We start from the raw sequence: 1,722 nt of genomic DNA on the forward strand, positions 1-1,722 counted from the left end.
TGAAGCGTATGAACGATGCTGCGATGCTCCACCATGACGCCTTTCGGCTGACCGGAAGTTCCGGAGGTGTAGATCACATACGCCAGGTTGTTGGGATTCGCAGAGCTCGCGAAATCTTCCGGCGCCTCCAACCGAATCCGGTCATCATCCAAGCGCAGCACCGGGCAGGAAGCCTCCTGAGCCCAGGAAGACAGCAGTACGGTCGCGCCGCTGTTCTCCAACAGGAACTGCACCCGCTCTGCGGGCTCTTGCGGCGATATTGGCAGATAGGCAGCTCCGGCTTTCAGCACGGCGAGCAGCGCAATAGCCATATCCACGGAGCGTTCGCACTGCACCGCAACAAGGCTTTCGGGCCCTGCACCGTAGCGGAGCACGACTCTGGCAAGCCGGTTCGCCCGTTCGTTCAGCTCCCGGTAGGTCAGGGCATCGTCGCCGCATACAACGGCCAACCGATCCGGCGTCTTCGCCGCCTGCTCCTTGAACATCGCATGCAGCGTGGTGTCCCGCGGCGCCTCTCCGAGGGTGTCATTGAACTGCGCCAACAATTGATTCTGTTCCACAGCCGTCAGTAAGCTGACGCTTCCCAGCGTCACCTGCGGATCCCGAGTAACCTGACGCAGGAGTTCTCCAAAGTGACCGGCCCAACGTTCTATCGTGGCCCGCTCAAACAATGCGGCGGCGTATTCCCAAGAGCAGCGCATGCCATTTTCCTGTTCGCTGACCGAAAACGTCAGATCGAACTTGGCCGCGTAGGAATCGAACGGATACGAGGTGAACTGCAGATCGGGGAGCTCAAGCTCCGCCTGATCCATGTTCTGCAGCACGAGCATCGCATCGAAGATCGGATTGCGGCTCGTGTCGCGCTGCCGCACCACCCGTTCCACCAGTTCCTCGAACGGATAGTCCCCGTGCTCGAAGGCTCCGAGCGCCGTCTGCTTCACTTCCTGCAGGTAGGCGGCAAAGCTCTTCTCCCCGGCCGGGTACGTCCGCAGCGCCAAAGTGTTCACGAACATCCCCAGCATGCCTTCCAGATCTGCATGCGGCCGTCCCGCCACCGGCGAACCGACAATAACTTCTTCTTGCCCACTAAGCCGCGCCAGCAGTGTGCTGTAGGCGGCTAGCAGCACCATGTACACCGTTGCACCGCTCGTGCGGGCCAGCTCACGCACGGCCGCCGCAAGCTCGCCGTCCAGCTCAACGTCCACCCGGCCGCCCTCGAAGCTGCGTACGGCCGGACGCGGATGATCGGCCGGCAGGCTCAGCACTGGCAGTTCGCCCGCAAACTGGTCCACCCAGTACGCTTCCAACTGCTCGTACGCCCGGCTGTCGGCGTAGTGTTCCCGCTGCCATACCGCATAATCTTTGTACTGAAGCTGCAGCGGCTCCACCGCTTCGCCGGCGTACAGCTTCACAAATTCGTCTACCAAAATGCTGATCGACGTGCCGTCCGAGATAATATGGTGCATATCGAACAGCAGCAAGTGCCGCTCTTCTCCGAGACGCACGACGGTTGTACGCAGCAGCGGGGCCTCGCTAAGGTCAAACGAGCGGAGGAATGCCCGGATGCGCTCCTCGGCTTCCCCTTCCACCGCTTCCTCATAGGACACGCAAAAGGTCCACTCCTCCTGCACCCGCTGCACCGGTTCGCCGTCCACGACGGCAAACGAAGTGCGCAGCGATTCATGGCGGGCGATGAGCGCTTGCAGCGCCGCTTCCAGCCGT

Annotated in this window: 1 protein-coding gene; it reads right to left on the reverse strand. The window is 61.8% G+C overall.

Annotation, left to right across the window (positions count from 1 at the left end; all coding sequences use genetic code 11):
- A partial coding sequence (locus A372_RS32500; RefSeq protein WP_337483162.1) for a non-ribosomal peptide synthetase occupies positions 1 to 1,718 on the reverse strand: 1,718 nt, incomplete at its 3' end.
- Between the last annotated feature and the right edge of the window lie 4 nt (positions 1,719 to 1,722).

The sequence above is a fragment of the Paenibacillus sp. OSY-SE genome (genome assembly GCF_000283315.1).
Lineage (GTDB): Bacteria > Bacillota > Bacilli > Paenibacillales > Paenibacillaceae > Paenibacillus_B > Paenibacillus_B profundus.